21 protein-coding genes are annotated in these 17,463 nt (G+C 52.8%); 12 read left to right on the forward strand and 9 right to left on the reverse strand.

The window, feature by feature from the left end; translation table 11 throughout:
- Positions 1-42 precede the first annotated feature (42 nt).
- The gene (locus RBH33_RS11590) at positions 43-240 is read right to left on the reverse strand and encodes a hypothetical protein (RefSeq protein WP_306732357.1); all 198 of its coding nucleotides are present in this window, start codon (positions 238-240) and stop codon (positions 43-45) included.
- A 132-nt stretch (positions 241-372) separates the two neighbouring features.
- Here RBH33_RS11590 and RBH33_RS11595 point away from each other — a divergent pair, with 132 nt between their 5' ends.
- The gene (locus RBH33_RS11595; protein WP_306732358.1) at positions 373-570 is read left to right on the forward strand and encodes a hypothetical protein; all 198 of its coding nucleotides are present in this window, start codon (positions 373-375) and stop codon (positions 568-570) included.
- Between the two features lie 10 nt (positions 571-580).
- Here the strand turns inward: RBH33_RS11595 and RBH33_RS11600 are convergent, their stop codons facing one another.
- The 6 genes from RBH33_RS11600 to RBH33_RS11625 all read right to left on the reverse strand — a co-directional run bounded on the left by RBH33_RS11600 (position 581) and on the right by RBH33_RS11625 (position 3,529).
- Positions 581-853, reverse strand: coding sequence for a hypothetical protein (locus RBH33_RS11600; RefSeq protein ID WP_306732359.1), 273 nt, complete (start codon positions 851-853; stop codon positions 581-583).
- Between the two features lie 234 nt (positions 854-1,087).
- Positions 1,088-1,564 carry a hypothetical protein gene (locus RBH33_RS11605; RefSeq protein ID WP_306732360.1) on the reverse strand — a complete coding sequence of 159 codons (477 nt, stop codon included), beginning with the start codon at positions 1,562-1,564 and terminating at the stop codon, positions 1,088-1,090.
- A gap of 33 nt (positions 1,565-1,597) precedes the next feature.
- Complete coding sequence (locus tag RBH33_RS11610) at positions 1,598-2,050, reverse strand: hypothetical protein (protein ID WP_306732361.1); 453 nt, start codon at positions 2,048-2,050, stop codon at positions 1,598-1,600.
- Positions 2,051-2,061: 11 nt separating this feature from the next.
- The gene (locus RBH33_RS11615; RefSeq protein WP_306732362.1) at positions 2,062-2,367 is read right to left on the reverse strand and encodes a helix-turn-helix domain-containing protein; all 306 of its coding nucleotides are present in this window, start codon (positions 2,365-2,367) and stop codon (positions 2,062-2,064) included.
- 71 nt (positions 2,368-2,438) lie between these two features.
- On the reverse strand, positions 2,439-2,774 hold the full coding sequence (locus RBH33_RS11620) for a type II toxin-antitoxin system RelE/ParE family toxin (RefSeq protein WP_306732363.1): 336 nt from the start codon (positions 2,772-2,774) through the stop codon (positions 2,439-2,441).
- Positions 2,771-3,529, reverse strand: a complete 759-nt coding sequence (locus RBH33_RS11625) for a tyrosine-type recombinase/integrase (RefSeq protein ID WP_306732364.1) — start codon at positions 3,527-3,529, stop codon at positions 2,771-2,773. The genes RBH33_RS11620 and RBH33_RS11625 overlap by 4 nt, the downstream gene beginning before the upstream one ends.
- 189 nt (positions 3,530-3,718) lie before the next feature.
- Between RBH33_RS11625 and parS the strand changes: the two genes are divergently transcribed.
- The 6 genes from parS (at position 3,719) to RBH33_RS11655 (ending at position 12,649) form a co-directional block, all read left to right on the forward strand.
- Positions 3,719-4,255 (forward strand): type II RES/Xre toxin-antitoxin system antitoxin, encoded by a 537-nt coding sequence (gene parS, locus RBH33_RS11630; protein WP_306732365.1) that lies wholly within the window; start codon positions 3,719-3,721, stop codon positions 4,253-4,255.
- Positions 4,255-4,725 carry an RES family NAD+ phosphorylase gene (locus RBH33_RS11635; protein ID WP_306732366.1) on the forward strand — a complete coding sequence of 157 codons (471 nt, stop codon included), beginning with the start codon at positions 4,255-4,257 and terminating at the stop codon, positions 4,723-4,725. The genes parS and RBH33_RS11635 overlap by 1 nt, the downstream gene beginning before the upstream one ends.
- Positions 4,726-4,878: 153 nt before the next feature.
- Positions 4,879-5,448 (forward strand): winged helix-turn-helix domain-containing protein, encoded by a 570-nt coding sequence (locus RBH33_RS11640; protein WP_306732367.1) that lies wholly within the window; start codon positions 4,879-4,881, stop codon positions 5,446-5,448.
- 142 nt (positions 5,449-5,590) lie between these two features.
- Positions 5,591-6,643: a plasmid replication protein gene (locus tag RBH33_RS11645; protein WP_306732368.1), complete on the forward strand. Its 1,053-nt coding sequence runs from the start codon at positions 5,591-5,593 to the stop codon at positions 6,641-6,643.
- 1,263 nt (positions 6,644-7,906) lie between these two features.
- Positions 7,907-11,389, forward strand: coding sequence for a class I SAM-dependent DNA methyltransferase (locus tag RBH33_RS11650; protein ID WP_306732369.1), 3,483 nt, complete (start codon positions 7,907-7,909; stop codon positions 11,387-11,389).
- Positions 11,390-11,581: 192 nt separating this feature from the next.
- A complete protein-coding gene (locus RBH33_RS11655; RefSeq protein ID WP_306732370.1) occupies positions 11,582-12,649 on the forward strand; it encodes a hypothetical protein in 1,068 nt (355 codons plus the stop codon).
- Between the two features lie 31 nt (positions 12,650-12,680).
- Here the strand turns inward: RBH33_RS11655 and RBH33_RS11660 are convergent, their stop codons facing one another.
- On the reverse strand, positions 12,681-13,355 hold the full coding sequence (locus RBH33_RS11660) for a hypothetical protein (protein ID WP_306732371.1): 675 nt from the start codon (positions 13,353-13,355) through the stop codon (positions 12,681-12,683).
- A 268-nt stretch (positions 13,356-13,623) separates the two neighbouring features.
- Here RBH33_RS11660 and RBH33_RS11665 point away from each other — a divergent pair, with 268 nt between their 5' ends.
- Positions 13,624-13,989, forward strand: coding sequence for a helix-turn-helix transcriptional regulator (locus RBH33_RS11665; RefSeq protein WP_306732372.1), 366 nt, complete (start codon positions 13,624-13,626; stop codon positions 13,987-13,989).
- Positions 13,983-15,284 carry a type II toxin-antitoxin system HipA family toxin gene (locus tag RBH33_RS11670; protein WP_306732373.1) on the forward strand — a complete coding sequence of 434 codons (1,302 nt, stop codon included), beginning with the start codon at positions 13,983-13,985 and terminating at the stop codon, positions 15,282-15,284. The genes RBH33_RS11665 and RBH33_RS11670 overlap by 7 nt, the downstream gene beginning before the upstream one ends.
- A gap of 12 nt (positions 15,285-15,296) precedes the next feature.
- Here RBH33_RS11670 and RBH33_RS11675 read toward each other — a convergent pair whose 3' ends face one another.
- Positions 15,297-15,620, reverse strand: coding sequence for a hypothetical protein (locus tag RBH33_RS11675; RefSeq protein WP_306732374.1), 324 nt, complete (start codon positions 15,618-15,620; stop codon positions 15,297-15,299).
- Between the two features lie 279 nt (positions 15,621-15,899).
- Between RBH33_RS11675 and RBH33_RS11680 the strand changes: the two genes are divergently transcribed.
- The 3 genes from RBH33_RS11680 to RBH33_RS11690 all read left to right on the forward strand — a co-directional run bounded on the left by RBH33_RS11680 (position 15,900) and on the right by RBH33_RS11690 (position 17,441).
- On the forward strand, positions 15,900-16,607 hold the full coding sequence (locus RBH33_RS11680; protein WP_306732375.1) for a hypothetical protein: 708 nt from the start codon (positions 15,900-15,902) through the stop codon (positions 16,605-16,607).
- A 26-nt stretch (positions 16,608-16,633) separates the two neighbouring features.
- Positions 16,634-16,990 (forward strand): hypothetical protein, encoded by a 357-nt coding sequence (locus tag RBH33_RS11685; RefSeq protein ID WP_306732376.1) that lies wholly within the window; start codon positions 16,634-16,636, stop codon positions 16,988-16,990.
- Between the two features lie 100 nt (positions 16,991-17,090).
- A complete protein-coding gene (locus tag RBH33_RS11690; protein ID WP_306732377.1) occupies positions 17,091-17,441 on the forward strand; it encodes a hypothetical protein in 351 nt (116 codons plus the stop codon).
- Positions 17,442-17,463 lie beyond the last annotated feature (22 nt).

Consider the following 17,463-nt stretch of genomic DNA (forward strand, 5'->3'; position numbering starts at 1 on the left):
CTCCAATGTCCTCTATTGTTCCGAATGTGCCGGGGGGGAATACTAAGCCTTGGGCATTCGGCCTGTATCTCCGCTTTGATCAGAAAGCTGCGGAACGCCGTTTTCGTCCGGCAACATTTTATGAACAAACGCGCCTCCACGTTTAGCATGATCCTTCATGCGCTGAATGCTGTTTGAGCCCATGCCGTTAATACCGGGCGCATCCAAAATGTAGAATTCCCCGTCTTTTAGTTCAGCCATATTTGTCACCGTACTGTCATTACAAATGAGTTTGTCTTATCTGGCATTTACCAATCCTCAAACACGTTGCTTTCAACCTTGAAGGTCTATACTATATGGACCTTGCACAAAGGTCAATATGATATATACCCTATGTCGAAAACAGTTTTCACAAACCAAGAGATCGTTGATCAGCTCAAAATCCTGCTTGGGCACGAGACCAATGCGTCCTTGATGCGCGAACTTGAGGTGTCCAAGCAGTCGCTCCATCAGTTTTCTCAGCAGACCGGGATTACTATTAACAACAAAATTGCTACCGCACTGATTCGTGAAATTAAGTCCTTGAAGTAGCGTTTACCTACTACCCTTTTGCTTGTTCGGCGCGGCGGAGCCGACCATCAGAGTACCCATCCTGATAAGCTTCTCTTCCTTCTTGATTCGGGCGATATCCTCGCAGGCCGTGCTCCAATCCCTTTTGGTAGAGCCTGTCTTCGTCCTTCATGCCATTTACGACACGCCGCTCACGTCGTTCGTGAAGTGCTACCGTCACAAAGATGCCCGCAAAGCCGACGACGAAGATCAGTAGGAATGTTAGTAAAACGTACGTCTTTTCATCTGTTGTATATTCAATCATAGTATTCAAGGCCTCACTGGTGCTCTATTGTGGGTTTCGCCAGCATACGGATAAATCCTCGTGGCATCTTGTAAAAGCCACCAGGCTTTCTGCGAAGCTTGATTACCCAACTGGTTCGCCAGTTCCCTTCACTCTTCGCCGAGGTCGCGAAAAGCCCGACGGCTACGTCGTTTGGGACCTGGCGTTTTATGCCTTTAAGCTGAATGGTGATTGCCATAATCCAATGACTCTCATTTATTTCAATTTATTGTATTTCTTGTTAGGCGCCGGCGAATCACATCCTAGAGATATCATTGGCGGATCGGTATCGAGAGAGACTTTCGTTTGAAGTGGAGCGTGCTGGTCAACAATCGTCTCGAAAGACATATTCAGTTCGTTGGTTGATATTCCGCTATGAAAATCAATACCTCCCAAAAGTAGGTGATCTGGAACTACAATAGCGTAGACGATCATGTCTTCTTGCGTGGCGACCCACAGACGTAACCCCTTTACAATTTTCTCAATACTATTCACTTCGGGTATGGTGATTACAAATCCCTGAAGATCCATATACATACAATGGTCATCAGCGATTTCGATAAAGATCCCGTAAATGGATTTACCGCTGGTGAGAACAATCTTGCAGGCTTGGCCAGTCAGCGGGCGCAGGCTCAGACGGTGGAATTTCGAACAGCTTATACTTGGGCTGATAGTTATGTTCACTTCTGTCATATTCCTATTTCCTTGCTTGACTCGAAACGGTGGTTACGATGTAGCGAGTTCCCCATGAAGAGGTTGCTCATTTTTGAGCCAGTCAACGAATGTAGAGTCATAAATATCGTCGGTAGAAATGCCATTGGCCCATCTATTATCGGCGGTATAAACCCGGTAACGACGAGCGCCGTCCTTTACAATGTAATACTTCTTACCGTTAAGTGCGCAAGTAAAATATAGCTTCCAATTTGGACCAAAACGAGACCAGAACAGCAAATGATGGATTGCAAAGGCAAATACCATAGCTAGCCCGGCTGGAGCAGCAGCAAAGATGACTCCCAGTAGATCCCCATTCATATAGAAGACCATCGCAGACGAAACTGCATAAACCACGATAAATATTGTTAGAGGCGATATGGCAGCTGAATAGAAGCGATCCTGTTCCGCTATAGCCTTGATATCTTTTTCATTTTTAACGGTAATACCAGTGGTATCTATTTTCATAGCCCAATCCTTTATGCCGCCTGGACGGTCATTGTAAGTGTGTGGTCTTTGTACTCTGGCTTAAAGCGGTAGCCGAGCCGATAAAGACAGGTCATCAACAGATCAATCGAAAACCTATCAATTTTTCCATTGAGCAAATCGCTGACTCTCGGTTGCGTAAGCCCGAGCTTTTCCGCCGCCTCTGCTTGCTTCCAGCCCTTGTCAATGACGATATCTCTGATAGCAATCATCAAGTCAGCGCGAGTTTGCAGCTCGCTAGATTCGTCCTTGCTACCAGCGACAGCATCAAAGATGTTTTCAAACTTCACGGAAGACATGGTAGGCACCTCATATTTATACCAGTCCTGGTATATTATCATCCTGAGCCGATTATACAAGTGCTGATATATTATTTATTAATCTCAGAAAGCATCGCTTTATACCGTTTTTTCGCTGTATCCATCGCCCTTCGGTCAACCCCATTTGTCGTCTTGGTGAACGAGTGCAGGATATAGACCGCTTCCTCAAACTTAGCTACATAGATTGTCCGGTATGCTGGGCGGCCATTCTCAATCAATTCAATCGCCCCAATGCCAACACTCTCCGTTAGGTACTTGAACTTTGAGAATGGCTCTTTACCCTGGCATACGGCGTGCAGATCGAGTGCAAACCGGCGCTGAGTGTGATCAGGCAGACCCTTAAACTCTTTTAAGGCTTGCTTGCTGATAAATCGGTATTCCTTCACGATTTCAGTGCCTCCGGCATTTTTACACCGCTCATAAGCGCTTTACACGCTTCCTCTATTCTCTTTAAGGAGGGATCAATATATTCAATGGTCATTTCTGGATCTTCATGGTTCAGGATATAGCGAATCAGCTCCAGGTCGCACCCTTTACGGTCGAGCCAGGTGGCCAGCGTGCGCCGTCCACTATGGCTGGAACCGCCTTGTATCCCTGAGCCTTTAAGAATATCGCGCATCATGTTTTCGAGAGAGCTGCAGACCAGTATCTCTTTGATGCCCTCACTCGTTTTGTAACGCTTTGTGTTGAATGCGAACTTGCGCCATGTGCCTTTCTTTGAGAGAAACAGGGGGCTTTCACCATTTAAGCCGCCGTAGGCCCCATCGTCGGATAGCATAGCGCGCTCTGCAACCCTTTGTGCCGTCCAGCTTGCAATCGCCTGGCGGTGCTGTGGGGCAACAATATAAGCCACTCGCGATTTGTTCGTTTTGGTGTACGTAGCCGGGATAACAAAGGTCTTTTTCATTTCGCCACCGGGACGGTAAACGTCCTTGACCTTTAGTTGCGCCACTTCATTTATTCTCATCCCGGAACCAAAGAGCATCCAGGTTATAGCGACGTTCCTGCGGCCTAATTCACCCCTAGACGCTCTCCATAGCACGTCAGTAAGTTGGCTCGGACGCTCTATGACCTGAGCTTTTCCTTCACCGGGGCTGTATACATCACTTAGCCGCTTAACCGGCCGGCTTTTCGATACCATGGGGACAAAACTCGCTCAAAAGGTGCCAAATTCCAACATTGTCACATGAATCCTGGTAAATCAAGAAAGGAACCGCCTTCTGGGCCTTCATTGGAATCTTCCTGCTGGCGCAGAGTTGAGGTTATGGCGGTGCTTGACCCTGTAGCCGCGAGGCCTATAATAACCGTATGACCACTTAGGAGTTCCCATATGGCAATCGTAGACAAGCCTATTGCCACCCCCAAGAAGGGCAGCGCCGCTGGACGAGGGGCGAAGCACGAGACCGTGGCCGCGCTCAACAAGGCCAGAATTTCCACAAATTTCGTATCTCCCAAGATCGGCGTGGCACAGCAAGTTGTTGGCGTACGTTCTGGTGACCGGCGAATAATGATCAAGATGATCCGCCGGGGCGTGAAGTTCGGCTCCATTGAGCAGCTGAGCAAGGCGTTGGGCGCTTCACAGAAGGAGATCTCCCAGCTGCTATCGATACCCACTTCGACGCTCAACCGTAGGAGAGGAGAGGGGCGGCTTCATACCGATGAGTCTGATCGAGTGGTGCGTTTTGCGTCCTTGAAAGACAACGCCTTGCTTTTAATGCAAGGCGATGAGGGTGCGGCGTTGGCTTGGCTTCGCACCCCGCTGGCGATACTGGGAGATGAGACACCCTTGGAGCACGCCACCACAGAGTGGGGCGCTCGGGAGGTTGAGGATCTGATTGGGCGCTTGCGCCACGGAGTCTTTAGCTGATGCCCTCTGGCTGGCGAGTAGCGGCCCCAGATTTTGCCACCAGCGTCGAGGAAATGCTCTCAGGCGAGGGCTCGCTTTTGTACGGCGGTCGCTGGAACAGCAAAGGTGTGAGAGTGGTGTACCTCGGAACGAGCTTGGCACAAGCGTCAATGGAATTGCTGGTGCACCTCAGCCGGGCAAACGTGCTGAAGGGCTATGTAAAAATGGAAGTCACCTTTGGCGAGGAACATCTACAACACATTGCTATCGACGACCTACCCGATGACTGGGCTGACGACACAATGGCTTCCTCTGTGCAAGCGGTCGGGGATGCCTGGGTGGAAGACCAAAGCTCACTCATTTTGCAGGTTCCGAGCGCCGCTATCAACGGCGAATATAACTACCTCCTCAATCCCAGCCACCCTGATATCGACCAGGTGACGGTCAGCGACATCATGCCTCACAGTTTCGACCCACGAGTGCTGAAATAGCACGCACGTCTGCGCGCCCACCATTTGATTGGGCTGAGCTTCTTTCGAGTGGGCCCTTGGTAAAGGCGCCTGTTGACAAACTCGCTCTGGACGTTCTATATCGTTTACTGTTCATGTATAGTGAACACATGAACAACTTCAGGACACTTTTTCATGGAGCTTAAACCTCAAGACATTGTGGTGGCGATTGACTTGGCAACCGCTGAGGCACCCCCACCGTTTGCGTCCCTAAAGGACGGCAATCTCTCTGCCCGCGCCATTTCGGCGAGGCTCGGGCTTTCCCTGGGCGCTGTGTCACAGTCGTACAAACGGCTGCGCACGCTCGGCTGGGTTAGGACAAAGAACACTTCCAATAGAGCGAATACCAGTGCCATGCGAGAGTTCTTCATCCATGGCGTGAAGTACTACAGTCAACCGGAGGTCGTGGGCGTCGGCCCAGGCATGGCGAGCGGCTGGTCCGCAAAACCCTTAAAGGGAAAGTCCAGTATGGTTGCCCCAGAAACCCCCTACGTGTGGGCGGGCTCCTCCGGTGGTGCCCGTGGCGAGCAAATCACCCCCATACACCCGTGTGCCATAAGGCTAGCGCTAGCGAATAGGCATGCGTACATGATCCTGGCGCTGCTGGATGTCATGAGGCTTGGTAGTTTCCGGGAGCAGGGCGAGGCAAAAGATATGCTCACCAGCCTACTGGTCTTGGCTGATGATAAGGGGGACTTAGGGTGAGCGTGAAAAGTATTCCAACCGGTTCCGCCACGCCCCATTACACTCATCCTGGCCTGTTGACATAGCCGTCCTAAGAAGGCATTAGTACGAACATCGGCCAGGGGACGCCCTAGCGCACAATTAGAACGCCTGAGTAAAGACCATGAACCGCACAACCGACTTGGAACACGGTATCGTAAGCGCCGACACCACGGACTCGCGCTCCGGAACCGTCAAGACAAACCGCCAAATGGAGCTGTTCGGTGTCCTGGATGCCAGCCGCCGAGAGGAAGATCGTTACAGTAATACGATTGAAATCTACGATGCCCTGCCAAAATACGTCTGGAAGCAAGCTGATTACTCAGACATGCGATCGCTGACGCGCGAGTGCAAAATTCGCGGCCAGACTATCAGTATGCGAATGCAACCGGCGATCGTTGAGCGAAACGGCAAGGAGGTTCAGCTTTACCCCGGAGCTCGGGAGGAATTGGTAGAAGATGCCCTGAGACGGCTTGCGGTCGGCGGTAACGGAGTATTCATTGGCGGTGGAGCTGGAGTAGCGTTCACGCTTTACGAGCTGAGAAAAGAGCTGTCGAGGATGGGGCATACCTTCAGCCTGAACGAAATTAAAGAAGCCATTGAGGTGTCCACCGCCACACACATTAAATGCTCCACCCACGACGGAAAGGGCGTGGTCAATTCAACCCTGTTCGGCTTCTCTACGTTGTCCACCCGTGAGGATCTAGCCCAAAATGGCCGTGGCGCGAAGTGCTACGTGCAGTTCAATCCTCTGGTTACCGAATCCATCCTCAATATGACGTACCGCCAGTACAACTACCAATTGGGCATGGAGATACGCTCCTCGCTGGCTCGGTTTTTCTTTAAGCGACTTGCCCAATACTGGCTCCAAGCTGACGAAACCTCGCCCTACACGTTTGGTTTGATGTCTTTTCTAAGCCAAAGCCCTAAAGAAATTTCACCGCTAATGAAGAACAACCTAAAAGCGATGCGCCGCGCACTCGATGTGCTGGTAAAACATGAGGTGCTATCCCGTTACGACGAGAACAAAGTCATGGAAGGCAAACAGAAGGTCATCGACGCTAAGTATGATATTTGGGCTCACCCTAACTTTGTAAAAGACGTGATCAAGTCGAACAAGAGAGCAAAGAACCAGCTCGAATTGCTGGAGCTAAAGCACGAGAAAACCATAACCTAGCTGTCGCTCCACTCTATATTCGTTCCTCTCATCCGGCTCCAGCGCCCGGTAGGTTTGTGGAGCCAGTTCACCAGTCACTATCGTTCCCTTTTCGCGAATCTGTAGGATATTGGAGCCGATCTCCAAAAGAATCTGTCCCCGGTGCGCCGTCCCCCAGAAAAATAGGTAGGTTTATGGAGCCGGTTTCCGGAGAGAATGCTCCCACAGGCTTATGGAGCCGGGGGTCTGATCGCACCTGGAGCCAAATGCCGGTAGGTTTGTGGAGCCGGTTTCCGATTGTCGGTAGGTTTGTGGAGCCAGTAACCACGCTCTGATAGGTAGGTTTATGGAGCCGGCTGATGAAAGCGGTAGGTTTATGGAGCCAGTTAGCGCCGCTGACAAAGGTAGACAGGCGTTGACAGTACAATCTGTCGCCATAACGATCATTTTTACACCAAATCGAGGCCTGATTCATGGGTAGGTTTGTGGAGCCAGTTGTCAGTAGGACTGCGGAGCCAGCTCCACCTACCGGTAGGTTTTTGGAGCCGGTTACCCCTCCGGTATAGGTAGGTTTATGGAGCCGGTTGCTTCCTCGGTAGGATTTTGGGGCCAGTGCGGGCGGTTGATAGACCTAAACAGGCGGTCACAGAGCAATTCGGGCTCGAATCGATCAATTTTATGGCGATTTCAAGGGCGGCCCTAGGTAGGTTTGTGGAGCCAGTTTCGGTAGGTTCTTGGAGCTGGCTAAAATATGTTCGCGATTTCGGTAGGTTTTTGGAGCCAGGTTGTGAACAAGTGCTCCTCGACCGGTAGGTTTGTGGAGCCAGGTTGTGCAAAACATGCAGCGATCTGTCATAATCTCGTGACGAACAGGCGCGAACTGTTAACAACCTGTACGCATCCTGTTGTTAACCTGTGCGCCAATCTTCCCCCTAGGTAGGTTTGTGGAGCCAGTTTCGGTAGGTGTGAGGAGCTGGTTTCGGTAGGTCTGAGGAGCCGGTTGGCGCCAATAAGATGAACTACAACAAGCGGTTACACGGGTTTTCGTCGCCCTATCCCTTTCTTATCCCTTTTCTACCCTATATCCCTTATGTATCCATAATAATACTAACAATAAGCAAGCTGTCATAACTGCATACGGAATGTGTAATTGGCACCCAATGACCGGCGCGCATCCTAACTTCGACACCCCCAACAACCCACCTGGCTGTGGCCAATCGCTTGGTCTGGCCCCATCGGTCCTGTAGAGTACAGAAAAATTATGCGCCCAATGGCCCCATTCGTATGTACACCGAAGTTCCCGATAGCTTAGAAACCAAACCCCAGTCATTGGTTGACCCAGAAGCGGTCGAGCAATTCATTCATCGCTGGCACGGCGCCGGCGGCACCGAGCGGGCCAATTACCAACTCTTTCTAACGGGACTGTGTGAGCTGCTGGGCCTGCCGCTTCCCGATCCGGCCACCGAGAACAACGCCGACAATGGGTACGTCTTTGAGCGCCGCGTGACCATACGGCACCCCGACGGAAGCGAGAACCGGGGCTACATTGATCTCTACCGCCGCGGCTCCTTTGTACTTGAGGCGAAGCAGACCGGCCGGGGCCTGGATACAAGCGGCTGGGACAAGGCAATGCTTGCCGCTCAGAACCAAGCGGATCAGTACGTTCGAGCGTTGCCTGGCAATGAAGGCCGCCCGCCCTTTATCGTTGTTACGGATGTGGGGCGTAGCCTAGAACTGTACTCCGAATTCACCCGCTCTGGTGGCACCTATGTGCCGTACCCGGATCCGTCTTGTCACCGCATACGCCTGGAAGAGCTACGTGAACCTGAGATCCAATACCGCCTGCGCCAGCTGTGGCTGGATCCGGATAAGCTCGATACCAGCAAATACGCTGCCCGGGTTACCCAGGCGGTCAGCGCGCAGCTGGCCGAACTCGCAAAGTCCTTAGAAGGCGACTACGCGGTCGAGCGTGTGGCCCACTTCCTCAAGCGCTGCCTTTTCACCATGTTCGCTGAAGACGTGGAGCTGCTGGACAAGGGAAGCTTCACCCAGTTGCTTGAACGCCTGCAGGCTTCCCCCCAGCATTTCCCGGATGCGATGCGTTCGCTATGGGAGACGATGAACACGGGCGGGTATGAAGGCCAGCTCATGCAGAGAATCCAGTGCTTCAATGGCGGTCTGTTCAAAGACATCGATCCTATCCCTCTGAATGCCGATCAGATTGGTTTGCTCATAAACGCTGCCAAGGCCGACTGGCGTTATGTTGAGCCCGCCATATTTGGCACTTTGTTGGAGCGCGCCCTGGATCCACGCGAGCGCCACAAGCTGGGTGCGCATTACACTCCGCGCGCTTACGTAGAACGGCTCGTGATGCCCACGGTCATCGAGCCATTGCGCTCCGAATGGAGTACGGTTCAAGTGGCCACCGAGGCTTGGCTACAGCAGGGCAAGGAAAAGAAGGCGCGCGAAGAGGTGCAGCGATTCCACCACCGCCTGTGCCAAATCCGGGTGCTGGATCCCGCCTGCGGTTCAGCCAATTTTTTGTATGTGGCGTTAGAGCATTTCAAGCGGTTGGAGGGGGAGGTACAAAACGTACTGCGTGATCTCTCGGATGGCCAGAGCAGCCTTGATACGGCCGGGCTAACCGTCGATCCGCACCAGTTCTTGGGCTTGGAGCTAAACCCTCGTGCGGCCGCGATCGCGGAAATGGTGCTGTGGATCGGCTACCTGCAGTGGCACCACCGTATCAACAACACGCTCGATTTGCCTGAGCCCATATTGCGCAACTTCAACAACATTGAAAACCGAGACGCTTTGATCGAATTCGACGATCGTGAGCCCGTGCAGGACGAGCAGGGCAACGATGTTACGATTTGGGATGGCATCAGCTATAAAAATAGCCCAATCACAGGTGAGCTGATCCCGGACGAAACCCAGCGCATACCCGTGTACCGTTACTCGAACCCACGCCAGGCGACGTGGCCAGAGGCAGAGTTCATTGTCGGTAACCCGCCGTTTATCGGCGCCTCCACAATGCGGCGCTCCCTCGGCGATGGCTACGTTGATGCCGTACGCGCCGTGTTTAAAGGTGTGGTGCCCGATTCAGCGGATTTTGTCATGTATTGGTGGCATATCGCCGCCGAGAAGGCTCGCCAGGGCGAGGCCCGACAGTTTGGCTTTATTACCACGAACAGTATTCGGCAGACCTTTAATCGCCGAGTCCTTGAGCCACACCTCAGTGACAAGAAAAAACCTCTGTCACTGCTATTCGCCATCCCTGATCACCCCTGGGTGGAGGCCAACGATGGCGCGTCCGTAAGAATCGCGATGACGGTAGGGGGCGCGGGTGAGCAGTCCGGCGTGCTGCGCCAGGTGACGGCGGAGCAGGGGGTTAGTGAGGATGCTAAGGCCGTTCAACTTAGCCTGCGCCACGGCAAGGTATATGCTGACTTATCGGTTGGAGCGAATGTGGCAGAGGCGAATCCACTGAAGTCGAATTCTGACATCAGCAACCGGGGGGTATGCTTATTTGGTAGTGGTTTCATTGTGTCTCAATCAGAGGCTAAATCCCTAGGCTTGGGGGTGTGCCCTGGGTTAGAGCAACATATCCGTCATTACAGAAATGGCAGGGATCTAACTCAGTCCTCCCGGGACGTTATGGTTGTTGATCTGTACGGACTGGGCGTGGATGAGGTAAAGGGTAAATACCCAGCCGTCTATCAATGGGTATTGGAAAGAGTTAAGCCAGAGCGCGACAATAATAAACGCGCTGTTCGCAGAAAGAACTGGTGGCTCTTTGGGGAAACCAACCCGAAGCTACGACATCAACTACGAAGCCTTAGACGGTACGTTACGACGGTAGAAACAGCCAAGCATCGAGCATTTCAATTCTTGGATGCTTCAATTTTGCCAGACAACAAGCTTATCAATGTCGCGCTCGAAGCTGGCGATACTTTGGGGATATTGAGTAGTCGGTTGCACATAGTTTGGTCTATGCGATGCGGCAGCTGGTTGGGGGTGGGGAATGACTCGGTATACGCGAAATCGCGCTGCTTTGAGACGTTTCCATTCCCAGTGTTGGCCCCGAAGGTTTCAGAGCGCTTATCCCTTCTGGCAGAAAAACTGGATTCGCACAGAAAACACCAACTACAAAGCCATTCAGACCTTACGCTCACAGGTATGTACAACGTGCTGGAAAAGCTTCGCGCCGGTGAACAGCTCAGTACGAAAGAGCAAGGGATAAACCAGAAGGGCTTGATCTCGGTATTAAAAGAGCTGCACGACGACCTCGATCGGGCCGTATTCGAGGCCTACGGCTGGGGCGATCTGGCTGATATACTCGTTGGCCGCCCCGGGGCCACCACACCACTGCCTGACAAGCCTGCCGATCAAGCTGAAGCTGAAGAGGAGCTGCTGACCCGCCTAGTGGCTCTAAACGCCGAGCGTGCCGGCGAGGAGGCCCTGGGCAACGTCCGGTGGCTTCGCCCTGAGTATCAGGCTCCCGAGGCCAGTCAGGCCTCTGTGAATCTTACCCATGACCTGGTTGTTGCCAGCACTACCGAACCACAAAAGCTCCCACCTTGGCCCAAGTCCATGCCCGAGCAAGTACAGGCCGTCTGTGATGCGTTGGCCGTTGGTCCACAATCAGAGGAAAATATCGTGGCTCGATTTAAACGTAAGCCCGAGAAGGGGGTTTCGCAGGTACTTGCCGCTCTTGAGGCTATGGGGCTGGCACGGCAAACAGACGGGCTATGGAGTAAAGTCTGATTCGGCGGTTGCAAAGCGTCCCGTTTGACGGCTAATATCTCGACTGGCCTCCCGCGCCAGCTACAGTGCCCCGTCTTTGACGGGATGGTAAAGTCGGTCTGCTTCACCCTCTCTGAGTTTCCATTTTTCGCTATAACGTAGGTAACGCACTGGACCTTCAATTTCGCTATAGCTGGAATTTGGAGCCATTTCATGTCTAACAAAATCTACTGCGTCGGCATCTTCCGCCTCGTTAAAAAGGCCACACAACTTGGCGTTACCCTCCCCCATGATATCTGGAGCTTAGACCGGGTACTGCCGGGCGAGCTTGTTTACCAACACGCTAGGATCTACAAGACAAAGCTCGCTCATGCTGTTATGGACCATATTGAGGACCAGAACATCCGGTACGTGTTTAGGTTGTTCGACCGGCGGATAAACCCTCCTCAATGGCACTGCATTCAATACCCCCTCGACTGCATCTTGGATCGAGTGGATGACCTGGAAGCCTTGCGCTCAAAGGAAGCGGCAACTGCTCACGTCCTGGGGCTCATTGCCGAACAGGGGATAGTTGATTTCTCTACAACAGTTAATGACAGTGGTATTGTCTACACGACTGACGACGGAGAAATTCTTGCGACGATATCGGAAATGGAATTCGCCACGCCTCCCGATACCGGCATGAAAAAAGCACAGCAGCTGTTGCGAAACGCTTCATCGGGCAAATCTGAGAAAGAGTTGTTTGAGCTGTTCGCCGCATTCTTCGGGGTCACAGCCAATTATGACCTTGATGACCCAGGGGCACCGATGCATTCTTACGACTACGCGGTGTGTACCTCGCTGGGCAGTTTGGCCCGATCCATCAAAAAGGCGTTTCGCGTTCTAAGTATCGAAATATCCATGGGCCACGCGCAAGAGTTAACTGCCGCCTTCTTTAACTTCGACAGCTGGAATCGGTTGATTGCGTTGGAGAGAACTTCTAGTACAGGATCCATACATCCTATGGCCGTATCGGTATACCGGTTTGAAGATCAGCCGGAACATCTCTTTTTCGCCTCTCCGAGCGAAGCGCTGTGTCACTTTCGTACCATGATTAGCCCGGAGAAGCGCTTCGAAATAAATGTATGCGAAATCTATGGGACGATCGATCTCTACCAGCCCCCACGGATTTTTGAACACTGGATTTTTGAGGTGCCCGTGGCTCTGAAGCTGCGATGCTACTCAATCCCCCAAATCGATCGTTACGACATTGATGAGTCCACACCGATAGGCCGGCTGTAATCGACGGGAACAGGCCGCTATGGGACCGGGCCTATTCAGTAACGTCCGGCAGGGGGGCCGGTTTCAGCATTTGAGCAACTGACCGTCCGATACGTTTGGCTCTTGCGGCTTTGTCTTGGTCAGTCTTTTCCTGCAGCTCCAGCGCTTCTTCTTCACTGATCCGCACGATGGTCATGGAGGCGGATAGTTGCTCATTGAGCCCGGCCATAACTTGTTCGCACTCGGGCGCCGTGACGTACCGTTCGGCGCGAATCTTTCCCTCACCGAGCTTGGCTTTACCCTGGATTTTCCCGCAGTAATACAGGAACTGCTTTTCGCCGGAGGCAACGCCAATCAAGTATGTAGCAATGGGGGTGGTTACCGACAATCGCCTTCTTAGCGCAGGCCACACCTCGCTATCGCTGATCATATCCACCGCCTTGATCGACGCCTCCGCCATCCACCGCTTTTGCCATCCACCGGCGATCTCTTCAATGATCTCGAACTCTGCCTCCGCCCAGCGCGATTTGAGCCGGGGCTCCCAATAGGCCAAAAAAGCCTCGGCCAGTTCGCGGGAGTTGAGCCACGCCGCCGTTGAGCGATTGGTGGCCGCTCGACCGCTCACCGAGAGCCGTACATCAACGCTCTCCATTGCGTCTCTGAGCTGGCGACAGTTTCCATGGATATGCTTTTGCGAAAGCCCTCGAACTTGAATGGAATACACCATGGGCATAAAACTCCTCCCTCCTGGATTTTACTGGATTCTAGGCTGCGAGGGGCTTTTGCGCAGCTCTCCAACACTCCCCTTCTGAGAGGGGTAGAGAACCGCATTTTACGCTGCATTTATACCGCACTGTCCCGTTTATTCGCTCCTACGGTTGTATTTATACACCATTATGCGCATCAAGTCTTTAGATTCCATTGTATTTGCCGTATATTTACATCATTATCAGCTGTATCAGCCTTATTGCTGCAATATTGCCCCGGAGACAACCATGGCTACGATCAGGTATGCAATGACCGACGATGCGATTGCCCAAGAACTCGGGCAACGGCTTGCGCAGCTGCGGATCAATGCCAACATCACCCAGGATGAGTTGGCCGACGCCATGGAGGTGGACCGCGGTCGTATCGGTCGGCTGGAGCACTCTGGCGCCGGCAAACTATCGACCGTCATTGCCGTACTTCGCCATTTAAACCAGCTGGAGTTGTTGGAACAGTGGTTACCAGAAGGCCAGCTGATAAGCCCACTTCAGCAGATGAAGCAAACGGCAATACGGCCCCCCCGGCGGGCGAGAAAGCGTGTAACACCCAAAGGCTCCACCCCCACTAAATCTGCGGACGAGAAACTGGAATGGTAGCAACGATCGCTGAGGTCACTATGTGGGGGCAGCGGGTTGGGGCGCTCGCCGCCCAACCCGATGAGACAATTGCTTTTGAGTATGAACCTGACTGGATCAGTACAGGGACGGAGATATCCCCCCTCAAGCTGCCGTCCCAGCCAGGGATTCACCGCTTCACGAATCTGAGCCCGGACACCTTTAAGGGCTTGCCGGGAGCGTTTGCGGACACCTTGCCCGATGATTTCGGTAACGCCGTGATCAACGCCTGGCTGGCTCGGCAGGGCATCCCGGTTGAGGATTTCGGGACGCTGGACCGGCTTCTGTACACCGGCAACAGGGGTATGGGGGCCTTGGAGTATCACCCCGCACGCAAACTGCCTGATGGCGCTTCCATGGACATCCAGGTCGAGTCCTTACTTCAAACCGCCCAACAGATCTTGGATCAGCGGGCGAACCTCGATGTGGACCTCAATGACAATGGGGCGCTGCAAAGCATTCTTCAGGTGGGCACCTCCGCTGGCGGCGCAAGGCCAAAGGCGGTTGTGGCAGTCAATGCCGATCGCACTCAGATCCGTTCGGGGCAAGTGAGCGCCCCGGCGGGGTTCACCCATTATCTGCTCAAGTTCGACGGTGTGGTGGAGCACCGCACAGACAAGCAAACCTTTGGTGATCCGCAAGGCTTTGGTCGCATGGAGTACGCCTACTACCGAATGGCCGTAGAAGCTGGCATAACCATGGAGCCCAGCGAGCTGCTGGAAGAGGGCGGCCGCGCGCATTTTCTAACCCGTCGGTTCGATCGAGACGGGAACCACAAGCGTCACTACCAATCTCTGTGCGCGATCGATCACGCAGACTACAAAAAGCCCGGGCACTATAGTTACGAAGAGTTGTTCACCACCGCCCGACGCTTACGCTTAACCCGCAAAGAGGCGATAGAGCTGTACCGGCGCATGGTCTTTAATGTGGTAGCGCGCAATCACGATGATCACACCAAAAATTTTGGGTTTTTGCTCGATAACGCTGAGGCGAAATGGCGACTGGCGCCGGCGTTTGACGTTGCATACAGCTACCGGCCGGACTCCTCCTGGGTCAACAATCACCAGCTATCGCTTAATGGGAAGCGTGACGAGTTTACGCGGGCGGATCTATTGGCGGTGGCTCGGCAGATCAGTGAGTTTGAAACAGGGGCGAAACAGATAATTGACCAGGTGTGCGATGCTGTTGCGATGTGGCCGACGTTTGCGCGGAATGTCGGTGTCCCCAGTGGCCTTGAGAGCGAAATACAGCGTAACCTGCGACTTTCCCTACGCTAACGCCGCTTTCGCTTAGAATTCGTCGGCGAAACTGACCGAGATTCCCTCCGGCGTTTTGTATAAATCCGTTTGGTCGAAAATAGCTTTCCATGCAACCATGCGGTCGGTGTCTTCCTGGTGCTGGTTCAGATGGCAATCTATCAGCGCGGTTAGCGTGGAGCGCGCCTCCAAAACGCTGTTTACGAGATCACCGACATAAACCCAGCGGTAATCGTTATGCACCTTCAGTGTGGCCGTGAGCTGATACTCTCCCTCCTCACTGCTGTAAACCGCGAGGGCATGGACCTGGCTAATGGTCTGGCTCGCCAACAGAAGATCGAAATAATTGCTATTCATGGGCATGCCCGCTTTTACTATTGCATCGTGGCACCAGTATATATGTGCTATATTTTTCTTACCATTATGGATATGGTGTTTATGTATGAACACCAAAGAATTGATTCATGTAATGGCCCAGATTGAATTACACTCTGATATATCGTCATTATATTTCCGGTATTCAACGCTGCCTGGCCATCCCGGGAAGTTGCCAGTGGCAACATATAGCGCGACGAACATCATCGTTTTGTGGGTATAGCGTTTTTCTCTTTGTATTGAAAGTTTACGAGGCAATTCATGAGCAACATCGTTGTTAAGGTTTCCTACTCGAATAAAGAAGATTATCGGATAATGCACGCCAAGGCACTGGAACGTGGACGAGCCATAAAAACTTGTACCTTTTCCGTTGGTAAAAAGCGAAATGAAGAGGAGGCTTATGAAGCCGCTGTTGAAGCTGCTCGCGAACTTGGCGAAACCTATGAGGTAACGCCTGAGATCCCAAGCCTCCAGGCACTGAAAGATCATCTTCAAAAACGTACTGGTTCTACTGGCTCCGATACCGATAAGCCCCAGCTAGATCACCCGTTGATTGAAAAATTCAACAATTTGGGCCGCTTTAGAGCAATGATCAAATTAGCGGTAAAGCAGCACGGGCTGGAAAAAGTTAAAGATGCGCTGACCACCGGCCTTGAGTACGTTGCAGAAGCCGAGGAGGAGGTGGCCCGAGAGCAGCGGGTAGTCTCTGAAGCGAACCGCAAGATCGCTGAAGCCATTTTGTCTGCGCGTAAATCCGGTGTTTCAATGAAAGCCCCCAACGAAGAGGTGGAGTCGTGGATAGAGCGCCTGTCGAGAACCACAACCACCGCGGCGAAGGGCGAGGTGCCCTCCGGTGTTTATGAGTACAACGGGGAGCAGTGGCAAGGGGATGGGCATATGCCGGCCAGTTTTACTCGGTATTTAAAGGAATCTGACAGTCATAGCTTGGAAGATCTTCGGGTAGTCTGACGGGTGCCCTTGCGGAGGAATATAAAGTGAAGTGGATTCTCTTATTTGTGGTGATCACGCTGGGGGTCACTGCTGGCAACCTGGCAAGCTCCTATATCCAGTTACGCATTGCCGCGCACGCGCTCAATGCGGAAGCAACAAGGATGAGCCAGCAAAGCGCGGCAAGCCTGGAAAAAGCCCGAAGGGAGCAAGAAGCTCGTAGGGCGGCGACGGAGGAGCGCCGTAGGCAGCAACGACAACAAGCAAACAAGGACCGTAGCGCACAGGACCAGCTCAGAAGTACGTGCCACTACTGGATCGCTGAATACCGCCGAACTGGGAACGAACTTGATATGATCCACCGCGACAAATCCTGCCGTGAGGCTGGCATAAGGGCTCAGTAAATTTACCCAACCTTTATTGCGTTGCGTAACGCGATACTATCGCCAACCCCAATCTTCTGTGCTATTATTGCGTTACGCAACGCGATAAGGGTATTGCACGATGAGGAACGCTAACGACAAGCCAACCGCCAACGCATCCAAACGTGCTCGTGGCCGCCCTCGTACCTCCAACGCTGAAAAGCGTCGCTCAGATACCGCCGAGCGTGCTCGCCGCTTCCGCGCCCGGCAAAAACTGAAAAGGCTGGCTATGGAAAAGGCTGCTCTGGCGTCGAGCTATGAAGCGGTTTTATGGCTCGATTTTTTCCGCCACTTATCTGGAGACAAAACGACATCGCAGTACGTCACCATTTCCTACTGCGACGGCAAGGCGAACATGCGCGGGGATATGACCTGGCCGCAAGTAGAAGCACTGTTTACCGATCCGGCCGTAACGTCTATCGAGCTTGACTGATCAAAAGCGGCGCATCGGAAAC

Origin of the sequence: Marinimicrobium hydrolyticum (genome assembly GCF_030848505.1) — a bacterium.
Classification (GTDB): domain Bacteria; phylum Pseudomonadota; class Gammaproteobacteria; order Pseudomonadales; family Cellvibrionaceae; genus JAVDDU01.